The sequence below is a fragment of the Sphingobium sp. GW456-12-10-14-TSB1 genome, assembly GCF_059424385.1.
On record NZ_JBWKZI010000001.1, the window covers coordinates 1788994 to 1813918 of the forward strand.

The 24925-nt window shown below is 63.8% G+C and carries 22 protein-coding genes; 13 read left to right on the plus strand and 9 right to left on the minus strand.

Annotated features, from left to right (window positions below):
* Positions 1–128 precede the first annotated feature (128 nt).
* The 5 genes from AC07X9_RS08730 to AC07X9_RS08750 all read right to left on the minus strand — a co-directional run bounded on the left by AC07X9_RS08730 (position 129) and on the right by AC07X9_RS08750 (position 5498).
* Entirely contained in the window at positions 129–770 is a 642-nt protein-coding gene (locus tag AC07X9_RS08730) for a trimeric intracellular cation channel family protein (RefSeq protein WP_017182719.1), read from the minus strand.
* A gap of 121 nt (positions 771–891) precedes the next feature.
* Positions 892–2199, minus strand: coding sequence for a M20/M25/M40 family metallo-hydrolase (locus AC07X9_RS08735; protein ID WP_017182720.1), 1308 nt, complete (start codon positions 2197–2199; stop codon positions 892–894).
* Between the two features lie 2 nt (positions 2200–2201).
* On the minus strand, positions 2202–2747 hold the full coding sequence (locus AC07X9_RS08740) for a glutathione peroxidase (RefSeq protein ID WP_017182721.1): 546 nt from the start codon (positions 2745–2747) through the stop codon (positions 2202–2204).
* Between the two features lie 37 nt (positions 2748–2784).
* The gene (locus AC07X9_RS08745) at positions 2785–3492 is read right to left on the minus strand and encodes a VIT1/CCC1 transporter family protein (protein WP_086485743.1); all 708 of its coding nucleotides are present in this window, start codon (positions 3490–3492) and stop codon (positions 2785–2787) included.
* Positions 3493–3635: 143 nt separating this feature from the next.
* Positions 3636–5498 carry an ABC-F family ATP-binding cassette domain-containing protein gene (locus tag AC07X9_RS08750; protein ID WP_017182723.1) on the minus strand — a complete coding sequence of 621 codons (1863 nt, stop codon included), beginning with the start codon at positions 5496–5498 and terminating at the stop codon, positions 3636–3638.
* A 178-nt stretch (positions 5499–5676) separates the two neighbouring features.
* Between AC07X9_RS08750 and AC07X9_RS08755 the strand changes: the two genes are divergently transcribed.
* From AC07X9_RS08755 to AC07X9_RS08775, 5 genes are all read left to right on the plus strand, one after another.
* Positions 5677–6405 (plus strand): SIMPL domain-containing protein, encoded by a 729-nt coding sequence (locus AC07X9_RS08755; protein WP_017182724.1) that lies wholly within the window; start codon positions 5677–5679, stop codon positions 6403–6405.
* Between the two features lie 93 nt (positions 6406–6498).
* Positions 6499–6837 carry a hypothetical protein gene (locus AC07X9_RS08760; RefSeq protein ID WP_017182725.1) on the plus strand — a complete coding sequence of 113 codons (339 nt, stop codon included), beginning with the start codon at positions 6499–6501 and terminating at the stop codon, positions 6835–6837.
* A 34-nt stretch (positions 6838–6871) separates the two neighbouring features.
* Entirely contained in the window at positions 6872–7537 is a 666-nt protein-coding gene (locus AC07X9_RS08765) for a response regulator transcription factor (protein WP_006953141.1), read from the plus strand.
* 184 nt (positions 7538–7721) lie between these two features.
* Positions 7722–9026, plus strand: coding sequence for a sensor histidine kinase (locus AC07X9_RS08770; RefSeq protein ID WP_017182726.1), 1305 nt, complete (start codon positions 7722–7724; stop codon positions 9024–9026).
* A 168-nt stretch (positions 9027–9194) separates the two neighbouring features.
* On the plus strand, positions 9195–9548 hold the full coding sequence (locus AC07X9_RS08775; protein ID WP_017182727.1) for a YbaN family protein: 354 nt from the start codon (positions 9195–9197) through the stop codon (positions 9546–9548).
* 410 nt (positions 9549–9958) lie between these two features.
* Here AC07X9_RS08775 and AC07X9_RS08780 read toward each other — a convergent pair whose 3' ends face one another.
* The 3 genes from AC07X9_RS08780 to istA form a co-directional block, all read right to left on the minus strand.
* Entirely contained in the window at positions 9959–11182 is a 1224-nt protein-coding gene (locus tag AC07X9_RS08780) for an IS256 family transposase (protein WP_026002694.1), read from the minus strand.
* 401 nt (positions 11183–11583) lie between these two features.
* On the minus strand, positions 11584–12312 hold the full coding sequence (istB, locus tag AC07X9_RS08785; RefSeq protein WP_031304487.1) for an IS21-like element helper ATPase IstB: 729 nt from the start codon (positions 12310–12312) through the stop codon (positions 11584–11586).
* On the minus strand, positions 12299–13813 hold the full coding sequence (istA, locus tag AC07X9_RS08790) for an IS21 family transposase (protein ID WP_021238707.1): 1515 nt from the start codon (positions 13811–13813) through the stop codon (positions 12299–12301). Before istA ends, istB begins: the two co-directional genes overlap by 14 nt.
* Before the next feature lie 98 nt (positions 13814–13911).
* Between istA and AC07X9_RS08795 the strand changes: the two genes are divergently transcribed.
* Together AC07X9_RS08795 and AC07X9_RS08800 are read left to right on the plus strand one after the other, a co-directional pair.
* Positions 13912–14199 carry a hypothetical protein gene (locus AC07X9_RS08795; protein ID WP_086485744.1) on the plus strand — a complete coding sequence of 96 codons (288 nt, stop codon included), beginning with the start codon at positions 13912–13914 and terminating at the stop codon, positions 14197–14199.
* Between the two features lie 77 nt (positions 14200–14276).
* Entirely contained in the window at positions 14277–14717 is a 441-nt protein-coding gene (locus AC07X9_RS08800) for a hypothetical protein (RefSeq protein ID WP_086485745.1), read from the plus strand.
* Between the two features lie 282 nt (positions 14718–14999).
* On the opposite strand, the gene AC07X9_RS08805 is transcribed toward AC07X9_RS08800, so the two are convergent.
* A complete protein-coding gene (locus AC07X9_RS08805) occupies positions 15000–15497 on the minus strand; it encodes an SH3 domain-containing protein (protein WP_037515119.1) in 498 nt (165 codons plus the stop codon).
* A gap of 102 nt (positions 15498–15599) precedes the next feature.
* Between AC07X9_RS08805 and AC07X9_RS08810 the strand changes: the two genes are divergently transcribed.
* From AC07X9_RS08810 to acnA, 6 genes are all read left to right on the plus strand, one after another.
* A complete protein-coding gene (locus AC07X9_RS08810) occupies positions 15600–16598 on the plus strand; it encodes a 2-hydroxyacid dehydrogenase (RefSeq protein ID WP_017184338.1) in 999 nt (332 codons plus the stop codon).
* 68 nt (positions 16599–16666) lie between these two features.
* Positions 16667–16852: a DUF1328 domain-containing protein gene (locus AC07X9_RS08815; protein ID WP_017184339.1), complete on the plus strand. Its 186-nt coding sequence runs from the start codon at positions 16667–16669 to the stop codon at positions 16850–16852.
* Between the two features lie 4 nt (positions 16853–16856).
* Positions 16857–17072 (plus strand): DUF5818 domain-containing protein, encoded by a 216-nt coding sequence (locus AC07X9_RS08820; RefSeq protein WP_026002611.1) that lies wholly within the window; start codon positions 16857–16859, stop codon positions 17070–17072.
* A gap of 54 nt (positions 17073–17126) precedes the next feature.
* Entirely contained in the window at positions 17127–18881 is a 1755-nt protein-coding gene (locus AC07X9_RS08825) for a DUF885 domain-containing protein (RefSeq protein ID WP_017184341.1), read from the plus strand.
* 164 nt (positions 18882–19045) lie between these two features.
* Entirely contained in the window at positions 19046–21811 is a 2766-nt protein-coding gene (locus AC07X9_RS08830; protein ID WP_017184342.1) for a bifunctional aconitate hydratase 2/2-methylisocitrate dehydratase, read from the plus strand.
* Positions 21812–22215: 404 nt separating this feature from the next.
* Complete coding sequence (gene acnA, locus AC07X9_RS08835; RefSeq protein ID WP_017184343.1) at positions 22216–24885, plus strand: aconitate hydratase AcnA; 2670 nt, start codon at positions 22216–22218, stop codon at positions 24883–24885.
* The last annotated feature ends 40 nt before the right edge of the window (positions 24886–24925 follow it).

Consider the following 24925-nt stretch of genomic DNA (forward strand, 5'->3'; position numbering starts at 1 on the left):
TCCTCCGTTCGCCCTGAGCTTGTCGAAGGGCTGCACGTCTTGAGCAGAAGGACGAGGCTTCGACAGGCTCAGCCCGAACGGGGTGAGGTCAGAGGGCATGTAAATCTCGTCAAGAGAAGGACGATAAACTACCCCTCATCCCGATAGACCGGCAACCCCAGCCCGCGCCATATCGCCAGCGCGCGCAAGCCAAAGCCGGTCAGCGCCGCGATGACGCCCGCGACCGGCACGTCCAGCCCTATCATCCGCAACCCAACGAACAGCCCCGCCGCTACTGCCGCCGCCGTCACATAAAGTTCGGGCCGCAACAGGATCGACGGTTCCCCCGCCAGCAGATCGCGCATGATGCCGCCGACGCAGCCGGTCACCACGCCCATCATCCCGGCAACAAAGGGCGGCACGCCAAAACTCATCGCCTTGACCGCGCCGAACACCGCAAAGGCAGCCAGCCCGATCGCGTCGAGCCAATCGAGCGCCCGCTCGCTCCAGAAGCGGCGCGGCGTACACCACACGATCACCGCCGCGCACATGCAGGTGATGGCGGGCGCGGCATTCACGACCCAGAATACCGGCGCCCCGATCAGCAGATCGCGCAACGTGCCGCCGCCCACCCCGGTCACCAGCGCGAAAAAGGCGAAGGTCACCAAAGTCTGCCGCAACCGCGCGGCCGCCAGCGCGCCCGACGCGGCAAAAACGAACGTACCGACGATGCTGAGCGTTTCCAGCACCGGGCCGATCGATGTGGCGAGGAGGGGCGTGGACGGGAGCATGGCTATATACTTACATCCGTTACAATATTTCCGTGTTCCCGCGCAGGCGGGAACCCAGTTCGGACGGCGGGCCTGGGTTCCCGCCTGCGCGGGAACACGCTGCTCAACTATGCCATGCCCCCTATTTCCGCCCCTTTTCCCCTGCCAGCCGGCTCATCAATATCGCCGCGCGCTTGGCCTGGCGTTTCATGCTCGACAGGTCGGCCTGTTCCGCCGGGCTGTGATCGCCCGTCGATGTCACGCCCAGCCCCACCAGCCCGTCCGTATCCTGCGCGACGAAGCTGATGTCGCCCGCGCCGCGCTTCAGCGGATCGAGTTCTGGCATCTGCGCCAGCCCCAGATCGGCATTGACCCGGTTCAACCGCGCCAGCAGCGCGCGATTGCCCGCCGTGGGCGCCATCGACGGATAGCCCATGTCGAATGCAATGCGCGCCGATGTGCCCGGCAGATGCCCCGCCCCGACGATCGCTTCCATCTTCGCGCGCACCCGCGCCGTCTGCTCTTCGCTCAGCGTACGGAAATCGCCCTTGGCCACCGCAATCGGCGGGATGATGTTGGTCTTGCCGGTCACCGCGATCCGCACGCCGTCCTTGTCCACATCGGCGCTCTGCCCGCCGCCGATCAGCCCGACATTGAAGGTCAGATTGGGTTCGGGCAGTTCCTTGCGAAACGCCACGATGATCCGCGCCAGTTCATAGATCGCGCCATCGCCCGCGCTGGCGGAAAAAATCCCCGAACTATGCCCCGACTTTCCGCTCGCGGTCAGCGTCCAGCTGTTGGAGGATCGGCGCGCGATCGACCCCATATCCTTGCCGTCCTCCTGGGACAGCCCCTCGAAATCCAGCGCCACATCGGCGCGCTTGCCAGCGGCAATCAGGTCGGCCCGCGCGATGCTGATCGGATCGCCCGAATCCTCCTCGTCGCCGGTCAGCACCACCTCGATATTCGCGCCCTTCAGCGTGCCGGCCGCCTGCATCGCCTTCAATGCCAGCAGCATCGTGACGACCCCGCCCTTGTCGTCCGCCACGCCCGGCCCGCGCGCCAGATCGCCTTTGCGCTCGAACGTCTGAAACGGCGAGTCCGGCTCGAACACAGTATCGAGATGCCCGATCAGCAGCATCTTCGTGGTCCCGGCCCGTCCCTTATGCACCGCGATCAGATGCCCGGCCCGCTTGGCCGCATCCATCGGCTGCCATGTCACGGCAAAGCCCAGCCTCTCGAACTCAGGCCGCAGCATGTCGGCCACGGCCTTCACCCCGGCCAGGTTCATCGAACCGCTATTCTGGTTCACCAGTTTTTCGAGCAGGCCGATCGCGGGTTCATAGCCCGCCTCCACGCTGGTGCTGATCGTGCGTTCGGCGGGCGACAGCGCCGCCCCGGCGGGTGCCCCCGCCATCAGCATCGCCCCCGCGATCAGGCCTGCCCGCATTCTCACTTGGCCAGTTCCGTCTCGATCGCCGCGACCAGCGCCGCGTCGTCAGGCGCGGTCGTCGGCGCAAAACGCGCAGCCACGCTGCCATCCTTGGCGATCAGGAACTTCTCGAAATTCCACAGTATTTCAGGCACCGGATTGGGGGTCATGCCATAGCCTTTCAGCTTCTCGCGAAACGCATCGCCCTCGCCCTGCGCTTCCGGCACGGCGCTGGTCAGCGCGGCATAGAGCGGATGCTTGTCCGGCCCGGTGACCACGATCTTCTCGAACATCGGGAAATCGACGCCGAAATTGGTGGTGCAAAATGTCGCGATCTCGTCGTTCGTCCCCGGTTCCTGCGCGCCGAAATCATTGGCGGGAAAGCCTGCGACCACCAGCCCCTTGTCCTTATAGTCGGCGTACAGCTTTTCCAGCCCTTCATATTGCGGCGTCAGCCCGCATTTGGATGCGACATTGACCGCCAGCACCACCTTGCCCGCATAGTCAGCGAGGGACGTGTCCGCGCCCTTGATGGTCTTGAGCGGGATCTGCTGAATGTCCGTCATCTCGTCGTCTCCTGTGAAATTTGCGTGGACCTTGCCACTATATCGCCGCCCCGAACAGATGCCCCGCGCCCGCCGTCACCGCCATCGCCAGAGCGCCCCACAACAGGGTCCGGCCCATTGATCGCACCACCTGCGCCCCGCCCAGCCGCGCGCCGACATAGCCCAGCAGCGCCAGGCACAGCAGGCTCAGGCAGACAATCGCCATGATCGCGCTGCCGGCAGGCGCGATCGCCGCGACCACCACCGGCGGCGCGGCCCCCATGGCAAAGCTGCCCGCCGACGCCAGCGCCGCCTGCACCGGACGGGCCGTCGCAATATCGGAAATGCCCAGCTCGTCGCGGGCATGCGCGCCCAGCGCGTCGGCCTCCATCAACTGTCGTGCCACTTGCCCCGCCAGGTCGGACGTCAGGCCGCGCTCGACATAAATGTCGCGCAGTTCCGCCCATTCCTGTTCGGGTTGCACGGCCAATGCATGCCGTTCCTTGGCCAGGTCGGCGCGTTCGGTATCCGACTGCGCGCTGACGGACACATATTCCCCCGCCGCCATCGACATCGCCCCCGCGACCAGCGCGGCAACGCCGGTCAGCAGGATCGTCTGCCCGTCCGCCCCCGACGCCGCGATCCCGGTCATCAGGCTGGCGGTGGACACGATCCCGTCATTGGCCCCCAGCACCGTCGCGCGCAGCCAGCCGACGCGATTCACATAATGAACGGCATGGTGCGACTGGTCGATTGCCGTGTCCATTGGTCAGCCCCCGTTACGATCCTACTCCACCCTGCCGTTGGTTTGGCGCGAAGTCGAGTGTCCCATGATACGTGCTCCCGCGCAGGCGGGAGCCCAGTCCCACGCTATCGACTAGGCTCCCGCCTGCGCGGGAGCACGACAGCCTACCCCGCCAAACCCTCGGCCTTCTCCGCCAGTTCCAGCCAGCGCATTTCCGCCGCCTCTTTCTCGGCCCGCGCCTTTTCGATCGCGCCGGTCAGCGCGTCGAACCGCTTGCGGTCGCGGGTGTAAAGCGCCGGGTCCGCCAGCATATCCTCGTCCCGCGCGATCGCCGCCTCCAGTTCCTCGACCCGCTTGGGCAGCAGTTCCAGGTCGCGCTGGTCCTTGTAGCTCAGCTTCGCCGACACGGGCTTTGGCGGCGGAGGCGCGGAGGCGGCCTTCTTCTCGACCTTGACCGCCTTGCGCGGATCGCGCTTGGCGATCCAGTCGGCATAGCCGCCCACGATCACATCGACCTTGCCCGATCCGTCCAGCCCCAGCGTCACCGTCACCGTGCGGTCCAGAAAGTCGCGGTCATGGCTGACGATCAGCACCGTGCCGTCATAATCGGCAATCACTTCCTGCAACAGGTCGAGCGTTTCCAGATCCAGGTCGTTGGTCGGCTCGTCCAGCACCAGCAGGTTGGATTCGCGCGCAAATTCGCGCGCGAACAGCAGGCGCGAACGCTCCCCGCCCGACAGCGTGCCCACCTTCGCCTCGGCAAGGCTTGGATCGAACAGAAAGTCCTTGAGATAGCCATGGACATGCTTGCGCACGCCCCGCACATCGATCCAGTCGCCCCCCTCGGCCAGCACTTCGCGGACCGTCTTGTCGCCCTGCATCAGGCTGCGCTGCTGGTCGATGAAGATCATGTCCAGCGTCTTGGCCTGGCTCACCGTCCCGCTGTCGGGCTGCAATTCGCCGGTCAGCAGTTTCAGCAACGTCGTCTTGCCCGCGCCATTGCCCCCGACAATGCCGATCCGGTCGCCGCGCTGCACGCGCAGCGACAGATTGTCGATGATGACCCTTTCACCAGCTCCGTTCGTGTCGAGCGAAGTCGAGACACCGTCGCTCTGCCGCTTCTCGACTTCGCTCGAAGCGAACGGAGACCGGGGGAAACGCTTGGTCGCATGTTCGACCTTGATGACGCTCTTGGTCTTGCTGTCGTCGCTCGCCACCGCGATCTTGGCCACGCCCTGCGGCCCGTTCATAGCCGCGCGCGTCTCGCGCATTTCCCACAGCTTGGCCAGCCGCCCCTGGTTGCGCTTGCGCCGCGCGGTGACGCCCCGCTCCAGCCAGTGCGCCTCGATCTTCAGCTTGGCGTCCAGCTTCTCCGCCGCCCGCGCCTCTTCGGCATAGACCGCCTCCATCCACTGTTCGAAACCGCCAAAGCCGATCTCGTTGCGGCGCATCTGCCCCCGGTCCAGCCACAGCGTCTGGCGCGTCAGCCGCGTCAGGAAGGCGCGGTCATGGCTGATGACGATGAAGCCGCCATTATAGCGCGCCAGCCAGTTTTCCAGCCAGTCGATCGCCGCAATGTCCAGATGGTTGGTCGGTTCGTCCAGCAACAGCAGGTCCGGTTCGCTCGCCAGCGCGCGGGCGATCGCCGCCCGCCGCCGCTCGCCGCCGCTCGCCGTTTTCGCCTCGCGCGACAGGTCGATCCCCAACTGGTCGGCAATCGCCTCGACCTCATGGGCGGGCGGCGCAAATTCGCCCGCCAGCGCGAAATCATGCAGCGTCGCAAAGGCGCTGACGTCCGGGTCCTGCTCCAGCGTGATGATCCGCGCGCCCGGCTGCACCGACCGCACGCCCTCATCGGCCTCGATCTGACCGCCCAGCAGCTTGAGCAGGGTTGTCTTGCCCACGCCGTTGCGCCCGATCAGCGCCAGCCGGTCGCGCGCGCCGACGTGAATATCCATCCCCCGAAACAGCCAGTGGCTGCCCTGCGAAAGGCCAAGATTTTCGAACGAAAGAAGAGGTGCTGCCATGCCCGTGCAGCTAGTCGCAAGATCACGATGGAGCAAGCACATCCTCCCCGGCGCAAGGCGTCACCGACATGGGGGAGGACACGGAACCCCAACCTGTCTGACGGCTTTCAACGCATGTCAGCGTCCATTCATCGCAGCCGTCCCACCATTACGGCATCCAAACAGGAGTGTTCCCTTCATGAAATCCGCCCTCGCCATCATGGCGCTCGCCGCTTCGTCGCTCCCGATGGCCGCCATCGCCCAGACCAGCGTGACCCTTGCCGAAACCGCGCCGGTGGTCACCCTCAACGTCACCGAAAGCGTCGAGGGCTCGCCCGACATCGCCACCGTGGGCACCGGCGTCCAGACGCGCGCGCCTACCGCGCAGGCGGCGATGCAGGACAATGCCGCCAAGACGGAAAAGCTGATCGCCACCCTCTCCCGCGCCGGCATCGCCAAGAAGGACATCCAGACCAGCGGCATCAACCTGTCGGCGCAATATGATTATAACCAGCGCGACGGCGAACCCGCCGGCCCGCGCTTCATCGGCTATGAAGCGTCCAACCAGCTCAGCGTCAAACTGCGCGACATCAGGAAGGTCGGCCCCCTGCTCGACGCCATGGTGGCCGCGGGCGCGACCAACATCAACGGCCCGACCTTCGCGATCGACAATCCCGCGCCGATGCTGGCGCAGGCGCGCGGCGCGGCACTCAAGAGCGCCAAGGCCCAGGCCGATTTCTACGCCCAGGCCGCTGGCTACCGCACCGCCCGCCTCCTCTCCATCGCCGAAAGCAACAGCGGCGGCCAGCCCCCCATGCCCATGCTGCAAAGCGCCCGCTTCAAGGCCGATGCCGCCGCCACCCCGGTCGAACCCGGCCAGGTCAGCGCATCAGTTACGCTCACGGTGCAATACGCACTGGAAAAGTAAAAACCTCAATCCTCCCCCGGCGGCCGCCCCCCCCCGCCGGGGGGGGATGAAATAGCGCAAACACCTCACCCTCCCCCATTCACCACCTGTTCAATGCCTGTCGCCTATGCCATGCCCATGACAATGATGCGCAAAAGCCTGATCGCCGGAATCATCGCCATGGGGGCCGCAATCGCACTGGTCCCGGTCGCCGACGCTGGAGGACGCCGCGACGAGCAGGACGCCGCGCGCCGGGCCATGCTCGACGGGCAGGTCATGCCCTTTGCCATGATCAAGCGCCGCGTCGATTCGCAGATGAACGGGGCCAGCTATGTCGGCAGCGAATTCGACCCGTCCTCCAACCGCTATCGCCTCAAATATGTGAAGGACGGAAAGGTCATGTGGGTTGATGCGGACGGCCGGACAGGCAATATCATCGGCTGGGCGCGCTGACCGCGCCTGACACAGAAAAGAAACGGAACAGCCCATGCGTCTGCTGATCGTCGAGGATGAACCAAGTCTGGGCCAGCAGCTCAGGAACACGCTGGAGGGTGCTGGCTATGCCGTCGACCTCGCCACCGATGGCGAGGATGGGCATTTCCTTGGCTCCACCGAAAATTACGATGCGGTCGTGCTCGACCTGGGCCTGCCGACCATTGACGGCCTGACGGTGCTGGACCGCTGGCGCAAGGAAGGCCGCGCCTTTCCCGTGCTGGTGCTGACCGCGCGCGACAGCTGGTCGGACAAGGTGGCGGGGCTGGACGCGGGCGCGGACGACTATCTCGCCAAACCCTTCCAGTCCGAAGAACTCATCGCCCGCCTGCGCGCGCTCATCCGCCGCGCATCGGGCAATGCGTCGAGCGAACTCACCGCAGGCGACGTCCGCCTCGACACCCGCTCAGGCAAGGTGACGCTCAGCGGCGATCCGGTAAAGCTCACCGCGCAGGAATATAAACTGCTCTCCTACCTGCTCCATCACAAGGGCAAGGTGGTCAGCCGCACCGAATTGATCGAACATATTTACGATCAGGATTTCGACCGCGATTCCAACACGATCGAAGTGTTCGTCACCCGCATCCGCAAAAAACTGGGCGCCGACGTCATCACCACCATCCGCGGCCTGGGCTACAGCCTGGACGAGCCGGGGCGCTGATACCAAACCCGACATCCGTTCGGGCTGAGCGAAGTCGAAGCCTTCACCTGAACGCAGTGAAGGCACTTCGCTCCGCTCACCGGACCCCTTCGACTTCGCGCAGGGCGAACGGTAAAGTGGGATACGCATGACCGATCCCATCACCCCTCCCCCCGTCCGCTCTACCGGCTCCATCAGCCGCCGGATGATCGGCATTGCCGCGCTGTGGATCAGCGTGCTGCTGATCGGCGGCGGCGTGGCGCTGGACCGGGTGCTGTCGGACGCCATCACCCGCAATTTCGACGACGGCATGAATTATGTGCTGACGGCGATGATCGCCGCGTCGGAAATCGGCCCGGACGGCGAAGTCCTCTTCAACCGCGAACTGGCCGACCAGCGCTTCCTCGAACCCAATAGCGGCCTCTATTATCAGGTAAGTGCGAAGGGGCATGAGGATTGGCGCTCCCGCTCGCTCTGGGACCGCGCGATCAAGGTGCCCTTCGACCATCATGACCGCCGCCTCCACGTTTATGACAGCAAGCAATTCCCTGGCGAGGATTTGCGCATCATGGAACGCAGCGTTGTCCTGCCCGGATCGAACACGCGCTGGATGTTCATCGTGGCGCAGGCGCGCGCGGGCCTGAATGCCCAGATCCGCACGCTGCGCACCACGCTGGTGCAAAGCTTCGCGCTGCTCGCGCTCGGCCTGTTCGTGCTGGCCACGCTCCAGACCCTCTATGGCCTGCGCCCCCTGCGCAAGGTGCGGCTGGAAATCATCCGCATGCGCGATGGCCTTAAAAGCCGCGTCACCGAACCCATGCCCGCCGAAGTGCTGCCCATGGTGGAGGAACTCAACGCCCTGCTCGCCCACAATGAACGGCAGGCGGAAGAAGCGCGCACCCATGCGGGCAATCTCGCCCATGCGCTCAAGACCCCGCTGACCGTCATCATGAACGCGGCGACGGCCCAGTCGGCCGATCTTGGCGAAACCGTGATCCGCGAGGCCACGACGATGCGGCGGCAGGTCGATCATCACCTCGCCCGCGCCCGCGCCGTCGGTCGGCGGGGTGCCGCGCAAAGCCGCGCCGACGTCTGGGCCAGCCTCACCGCCGTCGAACGCGCCGTCGCCCGCCTCTATTCCCACGTCCGCGTCGACATGGACGGATCGAAGGACGCCGCCGTGCGGGTAGAGCGGCAGGATCTCGACGAAATGCTCGGCAACCTCGTCGAAAACGCCGCCAAATATGGTGGCGGCAGCGTGTTCGCGACCGTCCAGCGCGCGGGCGACATGGTCGAAATATTGGTCGAGGATGACGGCCACGGCATCCCGGCGCAAGAACGCACCCGCATTTTCGACCGCGGCGTCCGCCTCGATTCCGGCAAGCCCGGCACCGGCCTTGGCCTCGCCATCGTCCGCGACGTCGCGGAAATCTACGGCGGCACCGTCACCCTCGAAGAAAGCGAGGATCTGGGCGGCCTCCTCGTGCGTCTAAGACTCCCCGCCGCCTAAAACCCCTTCTCCCCACGGGGGAGATGGACACGAAGCCTTGGCCGCGAAGCGGCTTAGGCGAAGTTGGAAGAGGGGGCGGGACGCCAACGTCACCCTTGCCATCCACCCCAGCCCCTGCGAAGCAATAGCATCGCACGCATCATCCACCCCGGCCAGAACAGGAACCCCATGCGGCGGCACCTCTACCTCATCGCCGGTTTCGCCTCGCTGGGCCTGGGCACCATCGGCGCCTTCCTGCCGCTGCTGCCCACCGTCCCCTTCATGATCCTCGCCGCCTTCTGCTTCGCCCGCTCCAGCCCCGCGCTGGAGGCCAGGCTGCTCGACCACCGGATTTTCGGCCCCCATATTCGCAGCTGGCGGGAACGCGGCGCGATCAGCCGCCGCGGCAAGAAAGCCGCGCTCGCCGCCTTCGCCTTCAGCGCCACCCTCGCCCTCTTCCTCTCCCCCTGGCCCTGGTACCTCCTCCCCCTCACCGCCGCCCTGATCGGCGGCACCTGGATCTGGACCCGCCCGGAGGCGTGAGGGGCATCGGCAAAAGAACGCCAGACACCCCTCACCCCGTCATCCCGGACTTGATCCGGGATCCATTCACGCAAGGCTAGCGATTGCGCGCGAGGGCAGAGCCAATGGATCCTGCCATCCGTCAGGATGACGACGACGATTGACAGCAGCCCCCTCCCTTCTCCCCACGGGGGAGAAGGATACGCAGCCTTACCGAACGCAGTGAGGTTAGGCGAAGTTGGATGAGGGGGACCGACGCAGGCGGCGCGCATATGCCGAGAGGCTGCCAAACCCACCTTCGTCACCTTCCGACCGGCGCAGGGTCCGCCATGACCCAAGAAGAGCGACAATAAACTCCTCCCCTGCAAGGGGAGGGGGACCACGAAGTGGGGGACTGTCAGGAATTTCGTGTGCGGCGAGGCGGTTGACCATCAGGCCGTCATGGCCCTGATGAAACGTTCGCCGAAGAGCACGGCAAATTGCGCCTTCGCCATGTTCCACTCACGCGGTGGCATTTTCCACTCTTTCTCCGATCGGTTCAAGATCAGATAGAGCAGCTTTGTCGCCGCCTCATCGTTGGGGAAATGGCCCCGCGCCCGGACAGCGCGGCGGAGCTTGGAATTGAGGGCCTCGATTGAATTGGTCGTATAGACGATCCGCCTGACCTCGTCGGGGAAGGCGAAAAATGGGATGACCTCAGGCCATGCCCGGCGCCAGCTCTGGCCGATAGCGGGATAGCGCTGGCCCCAGAAGCTGGCTTCGAAGGCGGTCAGCGCCTCCTCGGCGGCTGCGGCATCGACGGCACGATAGATGGCCTTCAGGGCTGTTCCGAGCGCCTTGCGATCCTTCCATGCCACGAAATCCATCGAGTTCCTCAGGAGATGGACGATGCAGGTCTGGACCATCGCTTCGGGGAAGACGGCGGTGATGGCATCGGGAAAGCCCTTGAGGCCATCGACGACGGCCAGCATGATATCCTCGACGCCGCGATTGCGCAGTTCGTTCATGACGCGCAGCCAGAATTTGGCGCCTTCATTCTGCTCCAGCCATAGCCCAAGGACCACCTTGGTGCCGTCGGCCATGACGCCCAGGGCAATATGGATCGCCTTATTGCGGACCATCCCCTCGTCGCGGATCTTGACCCGGATCGCATCGAAGAAAACCAACGGATAGGCTGGGTCCAGAGGCCGCTGCTGCCAGGCCGCAACCTCCTCCAGCACAGCGTCGGTGATCGTGCTGATCAGGTCGGGCGAGGCCTCTATGCCGTATAGTTCGCGCAGATGCCCGGTGATCTCACGGGTGCTCATGCCGCGCGCATACATCGAGATGATCTTGTCATCGAAGCCGGGAAAGCGACGCTGATACTTGGCGATCAGTTGAGGATCGAAGCTGCCCGCTCGATCACGCGGAACCTCGATCTCGATCCGTCCACCGTCGGTCGTCACCGTCTTGCGGCCATAGCCGTTCCGGCTGTTGTTCCCTTGCTCCTCCTGGCCAAGATGGTGATCCATCTCCGCGTTGAGGGCGCGTTCGGCAAAAGCCTTCTTCAAAGAATCGAGCAGGCCGCCTTGGCTGAGTGCCGCTGCCGCGTCAGTGCCGGCCAGCAACTGATCGAGAATGGCGTTCGGTATTGAGGGTTCTTTCCGTCGTGACATATTGGGTCTCCTTGTTGCCCATTATGCCTCGCCGCACACGAAATTCCTGACAGTCCCCGAAGTGGTGGAGGGGTGTCACCCTATCGAGAAGAGACGGCGGTCGGTTGTTCCCGATTGCGGACATTCCGCCAATCGCTAGGTTACATCTATGAGCGTCCTCAGACCTTCGCGCGACATATGGCTGATGCTAGGCCTGCTTAGCGCAGCCAGCGCCTTCGCTCGCTGTCAAACGGCGTTCAAAAGGGACCCCCGATCGGCGTCGAAGAGGGACCCCCTTTTCAGATAATATGATGCTGGTTTGTTGAAGATGGCCTTGCGCTGCGTGCGGCGGAGGGCGGGCGTAGCCCGACCGGAGGCGCGCGCAGCGCAAGATAGATTTTTGAAGGCGCCGAAGGTGGCTGTCAGCTGCGGTTTTTGAAGCGCCAGCTGTCGTTGCCCGTCTCGACGATATCGCAGTGGTGGGTGACGCGGTCGAGCAGCGCCGTGGTCATCTTGGGATCGCCGAACACGGTCGGCCATTCGCCGAAGGCGAGGTTCGTGGTGATGATGACGCTGGTCCGCTCATAAAGCTTGCTGATGAGGTGGAACAGCAACTGCCCTCCCGAGCGGGCGAACGGCAGATAACCGAGCTCGTCGAGAACGATCAGGTCGAGCCGCGACAGCTGCGCCGCCAGGGTCCCGCCTTTGCCGATCCGGGTCTCCTCTTCGAGGCGTGTCACCAGATCGACGGTGTTGAAGTAGCGGGCGCGAGCGCCCCTTCGCACGACATTGGCGGTGATCGCGATGGCGAGGTGGGTCTTGCCTGTCCCCGTGCCGCCGACCAGCACGATATTGCGGCGAGGCGGGAGGAAGGAGCCATCGTGAAGGGAGCGGATCATCTCCTCATTGATCGGTGTGCCCTCGAAGCTGAACCGCTCCAGGTCCTTCACCACGGGCAGCCTCGCAGCCGTCATCCGATAGCGGATGGAGGCTGCATCCCGGTGGGTCGCCTCAGCACGGAGCAGGTCGGTCAGTATCTCCATGGTGGTGCGCTTGCGCTGGAGGCCGGTGGTGACCGCCTCGTCGAACGCCGCCGCCATGCCCTTGAGTCCGAGGCCGCGCATCGTGTCGATCATATCATGCCGCTGCATCATAGCCTCGCAGCAGATCATAGCGGGCACAGTCGGCGAGCGGAGGATGCTGCAGCATCCGGTCTTCCGAAGTGACGATGCTGTGGGGTGTCGCCGGCTCGCGGCGCCGGGAGAGGATGTTGAGGATCAGCTCGTCGCTGGCCGTTCCGTTCGCCAACGCTTCGCGCACGGCAGCCTCTACCGGCTCCAGGCCATCGGTGAGCACCGCCGAGAGGACCCGCACGAACCTGCGATCGGCCTCGTCCCCGGTGCCGAGCCTTCGCCGTAATCGGTGCAGGGCGGGCGGCAGATCCCAGTCCTGGAACGGTGCGCCGTTACGCAGCGCGCCGGGCTTGTGCGCGAGGACCGGCAGATAATGCCAGGGATCGTATATCGTGCGGTTCCGACCGAAGTGGCGCTCATGCTCCCCGACGATCGCATCGCCGCAGCGTATGACGATGCGATCGGCATAGGAGCGCACCTGAACGGTCCGGCGTGCGGCCGTCGACATGACCGAGTAGCGGTTGCGATCGAAGCTGATGAGGCAGGTGCCGGTGACGGCATGCTCGCTCTCATGGAAGCCGTCGAACGGTGCCAGGATCGGCTGCAGGGCCGGTCGCTCCATATCCAGCGCCTCGGCGACGGTAATATCCCCGCGTTCGGGATGGGCATGATGCTCGGCCCAGCGCCGGCACTCGGCCTCCAGCCACCCGTTGAGCTCGGCCAGGCTGGCGAACCGGAGCCGCGGCTGGAAGAAGCGGCCTCGGATTGTCTGGACCTGCTGCTCGACCTGGCCCTTCTCCCATCCCGCCGCCGGCGAGCAGGCGGTCGGCTCGACCATGTAATGATCGGTCATGATCAGGAAGCGGCGGTTGAACACACGCTCCTTGCCGGTGAACACGGCCGTCACCGCCGTCTTCATATTATCGTAGATACCGCGTCGCGGCACACCGCCGAAGAACGCGAACGCCCGGGCATGGGCATCGAACAGCATCTCCTGGCCCTCGCGCGGATAGGCCCGGACATAGGGTGCGCGCGAGTCGCAGAGACGCATATGCGCCACCTTCACCCGCATCGGCTTGCCGGCGATCTCCACATCCTCGTGGCTCCAGTCGAACTGGTAGGCCTCACCCGGCTGGAAGGTCATCGGGATGAACGCCGGTGCGCCTTCGCCAGCATCCTTCCGCCGCGCAGCACGCCAGCGCGCCGCATAGCGGCGCACCGCATCATAGGATCCATCGAACCCCTCGCGCACCAGCAGGTCATGGATACGCGTCATCCGTAGCCGATCGCGGCGGCCGCGACCTTCGTTCTCCTCAAGCAGCGCATCGAGACGATCCTGATAAGGACCGATCCGCGGCAGCGGCTGGACTTTGCGCTGATAGTTGAACGCCGCCTCCGGCGACCGGATCGCTTTGCGGACGACCTTCCGCGACAAACGAAGGTCACGAGCGATCGCCTTGATCGCCTTACCCGCTGCATGCTCACGCCGAATCCGAACCACTGTCTCCACGATCAACATCCCGTTCTCGCCAACTGATCAAAACCAGTCGGCCGACTAAATCCCCGGGATGAAGGGGTCCTTTTTGCACGCCGATCACCCCACGAAGGGGGTGCCTATTGCACGCTGATCCTCACGCTCGCTATGTCGGCCTGTCGCACATCGTCTACACGATTTGCTATGCGCTTCTTTCCTTGCTGGGCTTCGGGATCGCGACCTATCTCGCGCTTCAAGCGCGACGGTCAGCTCGCATCGACAGCAGTTCCTTCATTGCTACCCTAGCGCCAGCCGTGTTGCTGTTTATCGATCTTCCAAGCAATTGGCGCGTCACCTGCCTTTTGGCGATCACGCTGATTGCGATGCAGGAGTGGAGATCACGCCGCCATGAAGGTAGCAGCATCAGCTAACGACCAGAAATCGCCATTGCGGGCAGGCCTGTGATTTCTACGTAGCGGACATGCATTCGCTTCCATAAAGTGCCGTGATGAACAAGATCACACTCAAATATCAGTACGACTCTAGCTTCTTTGATCCGAAAAAGACTCGAGATGACTTCGGTCGTCTTTCTGTGTCAGTCGTGACAGATGATTTTTCAGGAACCGGCGGCTTTTGGGTTCAATGGCAGGACGTCAAGGAGTTTGGCGAGGCGCTGAGCGTGTATCCGATTAAGGAAGATAGTCCCGTAGTTGCACAATGGGGCTTTGAAATGCAGCAAGGCAACGACCTCATCCTGCGGTTTGAAATCTCGCCCGCTGATAAACGCGGGAATTTGGTGATGCGGTTTGAGGTGGCGGACGACCACAAACCTCATAACCGAGCACGCGGTATGTTCCAGACGAACTACCCCAATCTCGACGCATTCCGCGTCAGCATCGCCCAGCTAATGGATAATCAGATCGAGGAAGCCATTTTGATGGGGGATTAAAGTCGGTTTTCGCTTTTTTTAGCGAAAGCCGAATGTCGCCATACGGCCCCAGCCGGCACCTACCCCCACCTGTCCTACACCCCCGCCCCCTGCTACACTCGCGCCCGGCTCTTTCCCATCGTCCACCCCAGCACGCCCGCGCAAATCCCCCATGCGCGACATGGGCGAAGTTTGCGAAGTTCCGCGCCGCGCCCAACCACCGGCCCGCGCAACATTCTGCCCGAAGCACGCACGAAAATATCACGATCACCGGGAAATATGCGAAGTTAAGCGCCGCACATCCTATTTGTCGGTCGCGCCCCACACGTCCTGCGCCTTCACATAGCCGCGCTGGCCCTTCACGTCGAAGCTGCACCAGCCGCCCGAACAATCGGACAGGCGCCCAACCACGCCCTTTTGCGCACGAAATAATGTCCGCGCCCCATCGCTGGCCGATTCGCGCATCGGCGCTTCGGCCGCGCGCACCACCCCGGTTGGCGTGTCGCTCAGCAGGCGGACATGCATCCACCCCTGCGCGCCGTCCGGGTCCTCGACCTTGCGCCACAGGCCCAGCACCTGCACCACCTTCACCGGCAGGTCGCGGCGGCGGTAGATCCAGTTGGATGGGTAATCCAGGCTCGGCCCGACCCGCATCCGCGCCTCCGGCTGCGAAATCGAGGCCCAGTACGGCACAGGCTTGCCCGCCGCGATCACCGCGTCGCCCGCTGCGCCCAGCGCCATGACCACGCCCGCGCCCAGAAAAATGCGCTTCATGCCCGACCTGTTTTTCCTGTCACCCATGGCCTTCCCATAGCCGCTGCGCCGCCCCTGCGACAACTGCTGACTTGCCCGATCCACCATAAGCGCTTGACCGATGGCGCGGCCAGGCATAGCGGCCTTGGCATGGCCAAAAAACCGCGCCCCGCCAAGCCGCGCGTCATCGTCACGCGACGCCTGCCCCCCAATGTGGAGGCGCGCATGGCCGAACTGTTCGACGCCAGCTTCAATGTCGGTGATCAGCCGATGAGCCGCACCGAACTCGCCCGTGCCATGGCCCAGTGCGACGTGCTGGTGCCCTGCATCAGCGACCAGATCGACGCCACGCTGATCGCCGCCGCGCCGGACCGGCTGCAACTGCTGGCCAGCTTCGGCAGCGGCGTCGACCATATCGATCTCGCCGCCGCCCGCGCAAAGGGCATCATCGTCACCAATACGCCCGGCGTCCTGACCGAAGACACCGCCGACATGACGATGGCGCTGATCCTGTCGGTCCCCCGCCGCCTGGCCGAAGGGGAGAAGCTGGTGCGCAGTGGCGAGTGGCGCGGCTGGAGCCCGTCGGGGATGCTCGGCCACCGCATCGGCGGCAAGAAGCTGGGCATCATCGGCATGGGGCGCATCGGCCGCGCCGTCGCCCGCCGCGCCCGCGCCTTTGGCCTGACCATCGCCTATCACAACCGCCACCGCCTGCCGTTCGAGGTGGAGCAGGAACTGGAGGCGGAATGGGTCGGCGATGTCGACGGCCTGCTCGCCGCCTGCGACATCGTGTCGATCCACTGCCCGCTCAACGGCGATACGCGCGGGCTGATCGACGCACGGCGTATCGCACTGATGCGGCCCGACGCCTATCTCATCAACACATCCCGCGCCGAAATCACCGACGAAGCGGCGCTCATCGCCGCGCTGGACGAAGGCCGGATCGCGGGCGCAGGGCTGGACGTCTACACCCACGAACCCGCCGTCGATCCCCGCCTCTTCGCCCTCTCCAATGTCGTGCTGCTGCCGCACATGGGGTCCGCCACCTTCGAAGGCCGCGACGCCACCGGCGCGCGCGTCATCGCCAACATCCGCAGCTGGGTCGATGGCCACCGCCCGCCCAACCAGGTGCTGGAAGGCTGGGTCTGACCACGGAACCGCTGGTCCCGCCGCTCGTTCGGAAAGTATCGCCTTTCCAACGTCAGGGACATATTACCATGTTGAAACTCGCCCTCATCTCGCTCGTCATCGCCGGCGTCCTCGCCATACTGGGCTTTGGCGGCGCGGCTGGCACATTCGTCGGCATCGCCAAGATCCTGTTCTTCATCGCCCTTGCGGTCTTTGTTCTCTTCCTTGTCCTGGGCATGCTGGCTGGCAAGGGCATCAAGGACGCGATAGACTGAACCGATGGATATAGCTGGAGCAGAAACAGGCGCGGCTGTGGATGAAACGGGTCGATTGATCCGCGACGCCGCCGGCTTCCTGCTCCAGCGCGATCGGGGCGGCAGCTACCGGCTGGTGCTGCTGCGCGTCCCGGTCGATCTGGTCGAAAAGCGGGTCCGGGTCCGCGGCTACCACGCTGGCGACGGCATCGTCGAAGCGGACGGCGTCGCCCCGGCCTGATCCACCTGCCTGATCCTCTTGCCAAACGGGCCGGGACACGCGATCCCCTGTGCCATGCGCAAGATCATCGCCCTCCTCCTCGCCGTCGCCACACCAGTTCTGGCCCAAGCCCAAACGCCCCATGACGCCCTTGGCAAGGTTATGGACGATCATTGGGCCTGGTGGCTGTCGGTCCATCCGGTCGATGCCACCGCGCGCGGCGTGCGCGACTATGACGATCGCATCTACGACATTTCGCTGGCTGGCCGCGCCGCGCAGATCAAGGCGGAACAGGCATTCGTCGCCCGGCTCGACGCGATCGCCGACAGCGGCCTTGACTCCGCCGACCGGGTCAACCGCGCCGTGCTGCTGTGGATGCTGCGGGACGACATCGCCGGGGAAAGCCATCCCGCCGAACGGCTGATGCTGTTCACCACTTATTATGGCTGGCATCAGGGCTTTGCCAGCATGAGCGACGGCCTGCCCTTCTACAATCGCGCCGATTATGACAGCTATCTGAAGCGCCTTTCGCTCTACCCCCGGCAAAATGCCGACGCCCTTTCCATCACGCGGCAGGCGATCAAGGGCGGTTATGTCCAGCCCTGCTCGGTGCTGGGCAACTATGCCGCCAGCATCAGCGGCATCGTCGCGGGCAAGCCGCAGGACACGCGCTTCTACGAACCCTTCACCCGCGCCAGGCCCCGCGACATCAGCGATGCGGACTGGGCCGCGATGCAGGCCCGCGCCACCGCCCTCATCCGCGACGTGGTCGCGCCCGAATATTCCAAATGGCACGATCTGTTCGTGAAGGACTATCTGCCCGCCTGCCGCAAGAGCGACAGCGCCTCCACCCTGCCCGGCGGCGCGGCATGGTATGCCAGCCGGGTTCGCGCCCATACGACGACCGACCTCACCCCCGACCAGATCCATGCCATCGGCCTGTCCGAAGTCGCCCGTATCCGCGCCCGCATGGATGACGTCGCGGCCAAGGCAGGCTATCCCAGCCGCGCCGCCTTCATCGCCCATCTGCGCACCGATCCGCGCTATTATGCCAAAACGGCGGAGGAACTGCTGCAAGTCGCCGCGCGGCAGGCCAAGACGATTGACGGCCTGCTGCCCCGCTATTTCGGCACGCTGCCGCGCCTGCCCTATGGCCTCAAACCCATCCCCGCCGCCGAAGCGGAAGGGACGACGACCGCCTATTACATGCCCGGCGCACCTGAAAGCGGCATCGCGGGTACCTATTATGTCAACACGTCAAAGCTGGACCAGCGCCCCTATTGGGAACTGCCCGCCCTCACCGCCCATGAAGCAGTGCCCGGCCATCACAACCAGATCGCGCTGCAACAGGAATTGCCGCTGCCGCCATTCCGCAAATATCTGGCCAGCTTCACCGCCTATGTCGAAGGCTGGGCGCTCTACAGCGAATATCTGGGCGAGGAGATGGGCCTCTATGACACGCCCGAAAAGATGATGGGCCGCCTATCCTATGAAATGTGGCGCGCCTGCCGTCTGGTCGTCGACACCGGCATCCATGCCAAGGGGTGGGACAAGGCCCGCGCGGTCGCCTTCATGAAGGATAATAGCGCCCTGTCCGACGCCAATATCGACGCGGAGGTTAATCGCTATATCAGCTGGCCGGGACAGGCGCTCGGCTACAAGCTGGGCGAGATCAAGATCCGCGAATTGCGGGCCAGGGCAGAGGCCGCGCTGGGACCGAAATTTAACCTGCGCGCCTTCCACGACGCTGTACTGGCGCAGGGCGCGGTGCCGCTGACGGTGCTCGACAGCCAGATCGACGCCTGGATCGCCACGCAAAAGGCGCGCTAGTCGGCGCCTCCCCTTGTCCGAATTGGCAATTTTTGCTGCGCTGCGGCGACTTGCCAATACCCCTCCGTTCTACTACCGGGGGGCCAACAGCTCCCCAGACCGGGCATAAGTCGGCAAGTGGCGCTGCGCGTCGAGTCCGTACACTTTATGACGTTGGGAAAGAGATGAGCATTTACCTGGATTATCTGGCCGAAATCGACAGCCGCAAGACACAGGGACTTGCGCCCAAGCCAATCGACGATGGCGTCTTGCTTGGCGAAATCATCACCATCATCCAGGACGCGGCAAGCGAACATCGCGCCGACGCGCTCAAATTCTTCATTTACAACACATTGCCCGGCACCACGAGCGCCGCTGCCGTCAAGGCTGCCTTCCTCAAGCAGATCATCCTGGGCGAAGTGACCGTGCCGGAAATCACCCCGGCCTTTGCGCTGGAACTGCTCAGCCACATGAAGGGTGGCCCTTCGATCAAGGTGCTGCTCGACATTGCGCTGGGCGATGATGCCACCATCGCGGCTCAGGCGGGCGACGTTCTCAAGACCCAGGTTTTCCTCTACGACGCTGACATGTTCCGCCTGCGTGACGCTTACGCGGCGGGCAACGCAGTCGCGAAGGATGTGCTGGAAAGCTACGCCAACGCCGAATTTTTCGTAAAGCTGCCCGATGTCGAGGGCGAGATCAAGGTCGTCACCTTCATCGCGGGCGAAGGCGATATTTCGACCGATCTTCTGTCGCCGGGCAATCAGGCGCATTCGCGTTCCGACCGCGAACTGCACGGCCAGTGCATGATCTCGCCGGATGCGCAGCAGCAGATCCAGGCGCTCAAGATCCAGCATCCCGACAAGCGCGTCATGCTGATCGCCGAAAAGGGCACGATGGGCGTCGGCTCCTCGCGCATGTCGGGCGTCAACAATGTGGCGTTGTGGGCCGGCAAGCAGCAGAGCCCCTATGTGCCCTTCGTCAACTATGCCCCCGTCGTCGCGGGCACCAACGGCATCTCGCCCATCTTCGCGACCACCGTGGACGTGACCGGCGGCATCGGCATCAACCTTAAAAACTGGGTGAAGATGACCGGCCCGGATGGCAAGCCCATCCTCAATAATGACGGCAATCCGGTGCTGGAGGAAAAATTCTCCGTCGCGACCGGCACGGTGCTGAAAATCGACGTCAAGAACAAGAAGCTGACCGACGAAGCCGGCAACGAACTGGTCGATGTCGCGTCCGCCTTCACCCCGCAGAAGATGGAATTCATGAAGGCGGGCAGCAGCTACGCCATCGTGTTCGGCAAGAAGCTCCAGACCTTCGCTGCTGAAACGCTGGGCATCGAAGCCCCGCTCGTCTTTGCCCCGAACAAGGATATCTCGGTCGAAGGTCAAGGCCTGACCGCCGTTGAAAAAATCTTCAACCGCAACGCCGTCGGCGTCACGCCGGGCAAGGTGCTGCACGCCGGTTCCGACGTGCGCGTCAAGGTGAACATCGTCGGGTCGCAGGACACGACCGGCCTCATGACCGCGCAGGAACTCGAAGCGATGGCGGCCACCGTCATCTCGCCGCTGGTCGACGGCGCTTATCAGTCGGGCTGTCACACCGCGTCGGTCTGGGACAAGAAGGCGCAGGCCAATATTCCCAAGCTCATGTCCTTCATGAACAATTTCGGCCTCATTACCGCGCGCGACCCCAAGGGCCGCTATCATGCGATGACCGACGTCATTCACAAGGTTCTGAACGACATCACTGTCGATGACTGGGCCATCATCATCGGCGGCGACAGCCACACCCGTATGTCGAAGGGCGTGGCCTTTGGCGCGGACTCCGGCACTGTTGCCCTGGCTCTTGCCACCGGCGAAGCGACCATGCCGATCCCGCAGTCGGTCAAGGTCACCTTCAAGGGCAAGATGCAGCCCTATATGGACTTCCGCGACGTCGTCCACGCCACCCAGGCGCAGATGCTCGCCCAGTTCGGCGGCGAAAATGTGTTCCAGGGCCGCGTCATCGAAGTCCATATCGGTACGCTGCTGGCCGATCAGGCTTTCACCTTCACCGACTGGACGGCCGAAATGAAGGCCAAGGCGTCAATCTGCATCTCGCAGGACGAAACACTGATCGAATCGCTGGAAATCGCCAAGTCGCGTATCCAGATCATGATCGACAAGGGCATGGAAAATGCCGCCGGCACGCTGCAGGGCCTGATCAACAAGGCGGATGCGCGCATCGCGGAAATCCGGTCGGGCGTGAAGCCCGCACTGGCCCCCGACCCCAACGCCAAATATTTCGCCGAGGTCGTGGTCGATCTGGACCTGATCAACGAACCGATGATCGCCGACCCGGACGTCAACAATGCGGACGTGTCGAAACGTTACACCCACGACACCATCCGCCCGGTTTCCTATTATGGCGGCACCAAGAAGGTCGACCTGGGCTTCGTCGGGTCGTGCATGGTGCATAAGGGCGACATGAAAATCCTGGCCCAGATGCTCAAGAATATCGAGGCGAGCGAAGGCAAGGTCGAATTCAAGGCTCCGCTGGTCGTCGCCCCGCCAACCTATAATATCGTCGACGAGCTGAAGGCCGAAGGCGACTGGGACGTGCTCAAAAAATATGCCGGCTTCGAATTTGACGATGTCGCACCCAAGAGCGCTGCCCGCACCAGCTACGAAAATACGCTGTATCTCGAACGGCCCGGCTGCAACCTGTGCATGGGCAATCAGGAAAAGGCCGCCAGGGGCGATACCGTCATGGCCACCTCCACCCGCCTGTTCCAGGGCCGCGTCGTAGAGGACACCGACGAGAAGAAGGGTGAATCGCTGCTGGCGTCCACTCCGGTCGTCGTTCTCTCCTCCATATTGGGCCGCACGCCCAGCATGGATGAGTATAAGAGCGCTGTCACCGGCATCGACCTGACCAAGTTCGCGCCGCCCGTCGCCCACTGATCGGGGGTCTGGCAGACAATCCTCCCCTGTAAGGGGAGGTGTCGGCACGAAGTGCTGACGGAGGGGTGTCACCCTAACGATAGGGCGACACCCCTCCGTCTGGCCTGCGGCCATCCACCTCCCCTTGCAGGGGAGGAAGTATTTTGTTCGACACGCCAATGATGGCGAACCCGACAGTCTCACGTCGACAGCGGATACCCGACCTCGGCTGCCTCCCAAACATCTGCCTTGACCGACTTGGCAATTGACTTGGCACCGCTAGTTCCTATCTCCCTGCTACATCGGGACATACCTGCTTCGACCCATGGTTGGGGCGCCTCCTGCCCTCAGGCCGTCCGGCTTTTGGGCGGATCATGCGTCATCCTCCCGATCGGGCCGATGCTACCGCGAGGAGACGCATTTTCATGACCGCCATCGGACAGGACACATTGGGCACGCGCGACATTTTACATGTCGAGGGCAAGGACATCGCCTTTTACTCGCTCAAAAAAGCGGCGGCGAAGCTGGGCGACGTGTCGCGCCTGCCCTTCTCGATGAAGGTGCTGCTCGAAAATCTGCTCCGCTTCGAAGATGGCGTCACCGTCACGATCGAGGATATTCAGGCCATCATCGACTGGCAGAATGACAAGGGCAAGGCCGAGCGCGAGATTCAATATCGTCCCGCCCGCGTCCTGCTTCAGGATTTCACCGGCGTCCCCTGCGTGGTCGATCTCGCCGCCATGCGCGACGCGATGAATGCGCTGGGCGCCGACGCCAGCAAGATCAATCCGCAGGTGCCTGTCCACCTCGTCATCGACCACAGCGTCATGGTCGACGAATTCGGCACGCCCAAGGCGTTCGAGCAGAATGTCGAGATTGAATATCAGCGGAACATGGAGCGCTACGACTTTCTGAAATGGGGCAGCAAGTCCCTCGCCAATTTCTACGCGGTCCCCCCTGGCACCGGCATCTGCCATCAGGTCAATCTGGAAAATATCGCGCAGGCCGTCTGGTCGTCCGAGGATGCGGACGGCAATATCGTCGCCTATCCCGACACCTGTGTCGGCACCGACAGCCATACCACCATGATCAACGGCCTTGGCGTATTGGGCTGGGGCGTGGGCGGTATCGAGGCTGAGGCGGCGATGCTTGGTCAGCCTGTTTCCATGCTCATTCCCGAAGTCGTCGGCTTCAAGATGGTCGGCCAATTGAAGGAAGGCGTCACCGCCACCGATCTGGTGCTGACCTGCACCGAAATGCTGCGCAAGAAGGGCGTGGTTGGCCGCTTCGTCGAATATTTCGGCCCCGGCCTTGCCAGCCTGTCGCTCGCCGACCGCGCGACCCTTGCCAACATGGCGCCCGAATATGGCGCGACCTGCGGCTTCTTTGGCATCGATGACAAGACGCTCGACTATATGCGCCTGACCGGCCGCAGCGACGAAAATCTCGCGCTGGTCGAAGCATATGCCAAGGAACAGGGCTTCTGGATCGATCCGTCGGCGGAGCTGGTGTTTACCGATACGCTGGAACTGGACCTTGCCACCGTCGTCCCCAGCCTGGCCGGTCCCAAACGCCCACAGGACCGCGTCTCGCTGCCGCAGGTCGATGATGTGTTCAACGCCGATCTCGCGAACGTCTACAAGAAAGCGCAGCAGCGCGTGGCCGTAGAGGGCAAGGATTTCGACATTGGCGACGGCGACGTGACCATCGCGGCGATCACCAGTTGCACCAACACGTCGAACCCCGGCGTCATGCTGGCCGCGGGCCTGGTCGCCAAGAAGGCGAACGAACTGGGCCTCAGGCCAAAGCCCTGGGTCAAGACCTCGCTCGCCCCCGGCAGTCAGGTCGTCACCGACTATCTGGAAAAGGCGGGCCTCCAGTCGCATCTCGACGCGATCGGCTTCAATCTGGTGGGCTATGGCTGCACCACCTGCATCGGCAATAGCGGCCCGCTGGCCCCGCCGATCAGCGCCGCGATCAACGACAATGGTCTGGTCGCCGCCGCCGTCATTTCGGGCAACCGCAATTTCGAAGGCCGCGTGTCACCCGACGTGCGCGCCAATTTCCTGGCCTCTCCCCCGCTCGTCGTCGCCTATGCGCTCAAGGGCACGGTGATCGAGGATTTCATCACTACCCCGATCGGCGTCGGCAGCGCCGGGCAGGACGTCTATCTCAAAGACATCTGGCCCACCAATGACGACATCGCATCGACCATGGCGACCTGCGTGGACCGCGCCATGTTCCAGGCGCGCTACGCCAACGTCTATAAGGGCGACGCCCATTGGCAGGCGATCGACGTTACCGGATCGGACACATATCAGTGGCGTGCAGGCTCCACCTATGTCGCCAACCCGCCCTATTTCGAAGGGCTGAGCATGACCCCGGCCCCCGTCACCGACATTGTCGAGGCCAAGCCTCTGGCGATATTCGGTGACTCCATCACCACCGACCATATCTCGCCCGCAGGCTCCATCAAGGCATCCTCGCCAGCAGGCAAGTGGCTGTCCGAGCATCAGGTCGCGCAGGCCGATTTCAACAGCTATGGCGCGCGGCGCGGCCATCATGAAGTCATGATGCGCGGCACCTTCGCCAACATCCGCATCAAGAATCTGATGCTGGACGGCGTCGAGGGGGGCATGACCCGCTACAAGGGCGAAACCCTGCCCATCTATGACGCGGCGATGAAGCACAAGGCGGACGGCACTCCGCTGGTCGTCATCGGCGGCAAAGAATATGGCACCGGATCGTCACGCGACTGGGCGGCCAAGGGCACCAATCTGCTGGGCGTTCGCGCGGTCATCGTCGAAAGCTTCGAACGCATCCACCGCTCTAATCTGGTTGGCATGGGCGTGCTGCCGCTTCAGTTCAAAAATGGCGACACGCGCGACACGCTGGGCCTGACCGGTGACGAAAGCTTCACCATCACTGGCGTTGGGAAGCTCAAGCCCCGTCAGGATGTCGAAGTCGCCGTGACCCGTGCCGATGGCTCGACCTTCACCTTCACCGCGCTCTGCCGGATCGACACGGTCAACGAGCTGGAATATTTCCTGAACGGCGGCATCCTGCAATATGTGCTGCGAAAGCTGGCTGCCTGACCGGCTGACCGCCTGACACCGCCATCCCGCGCCGTTATTT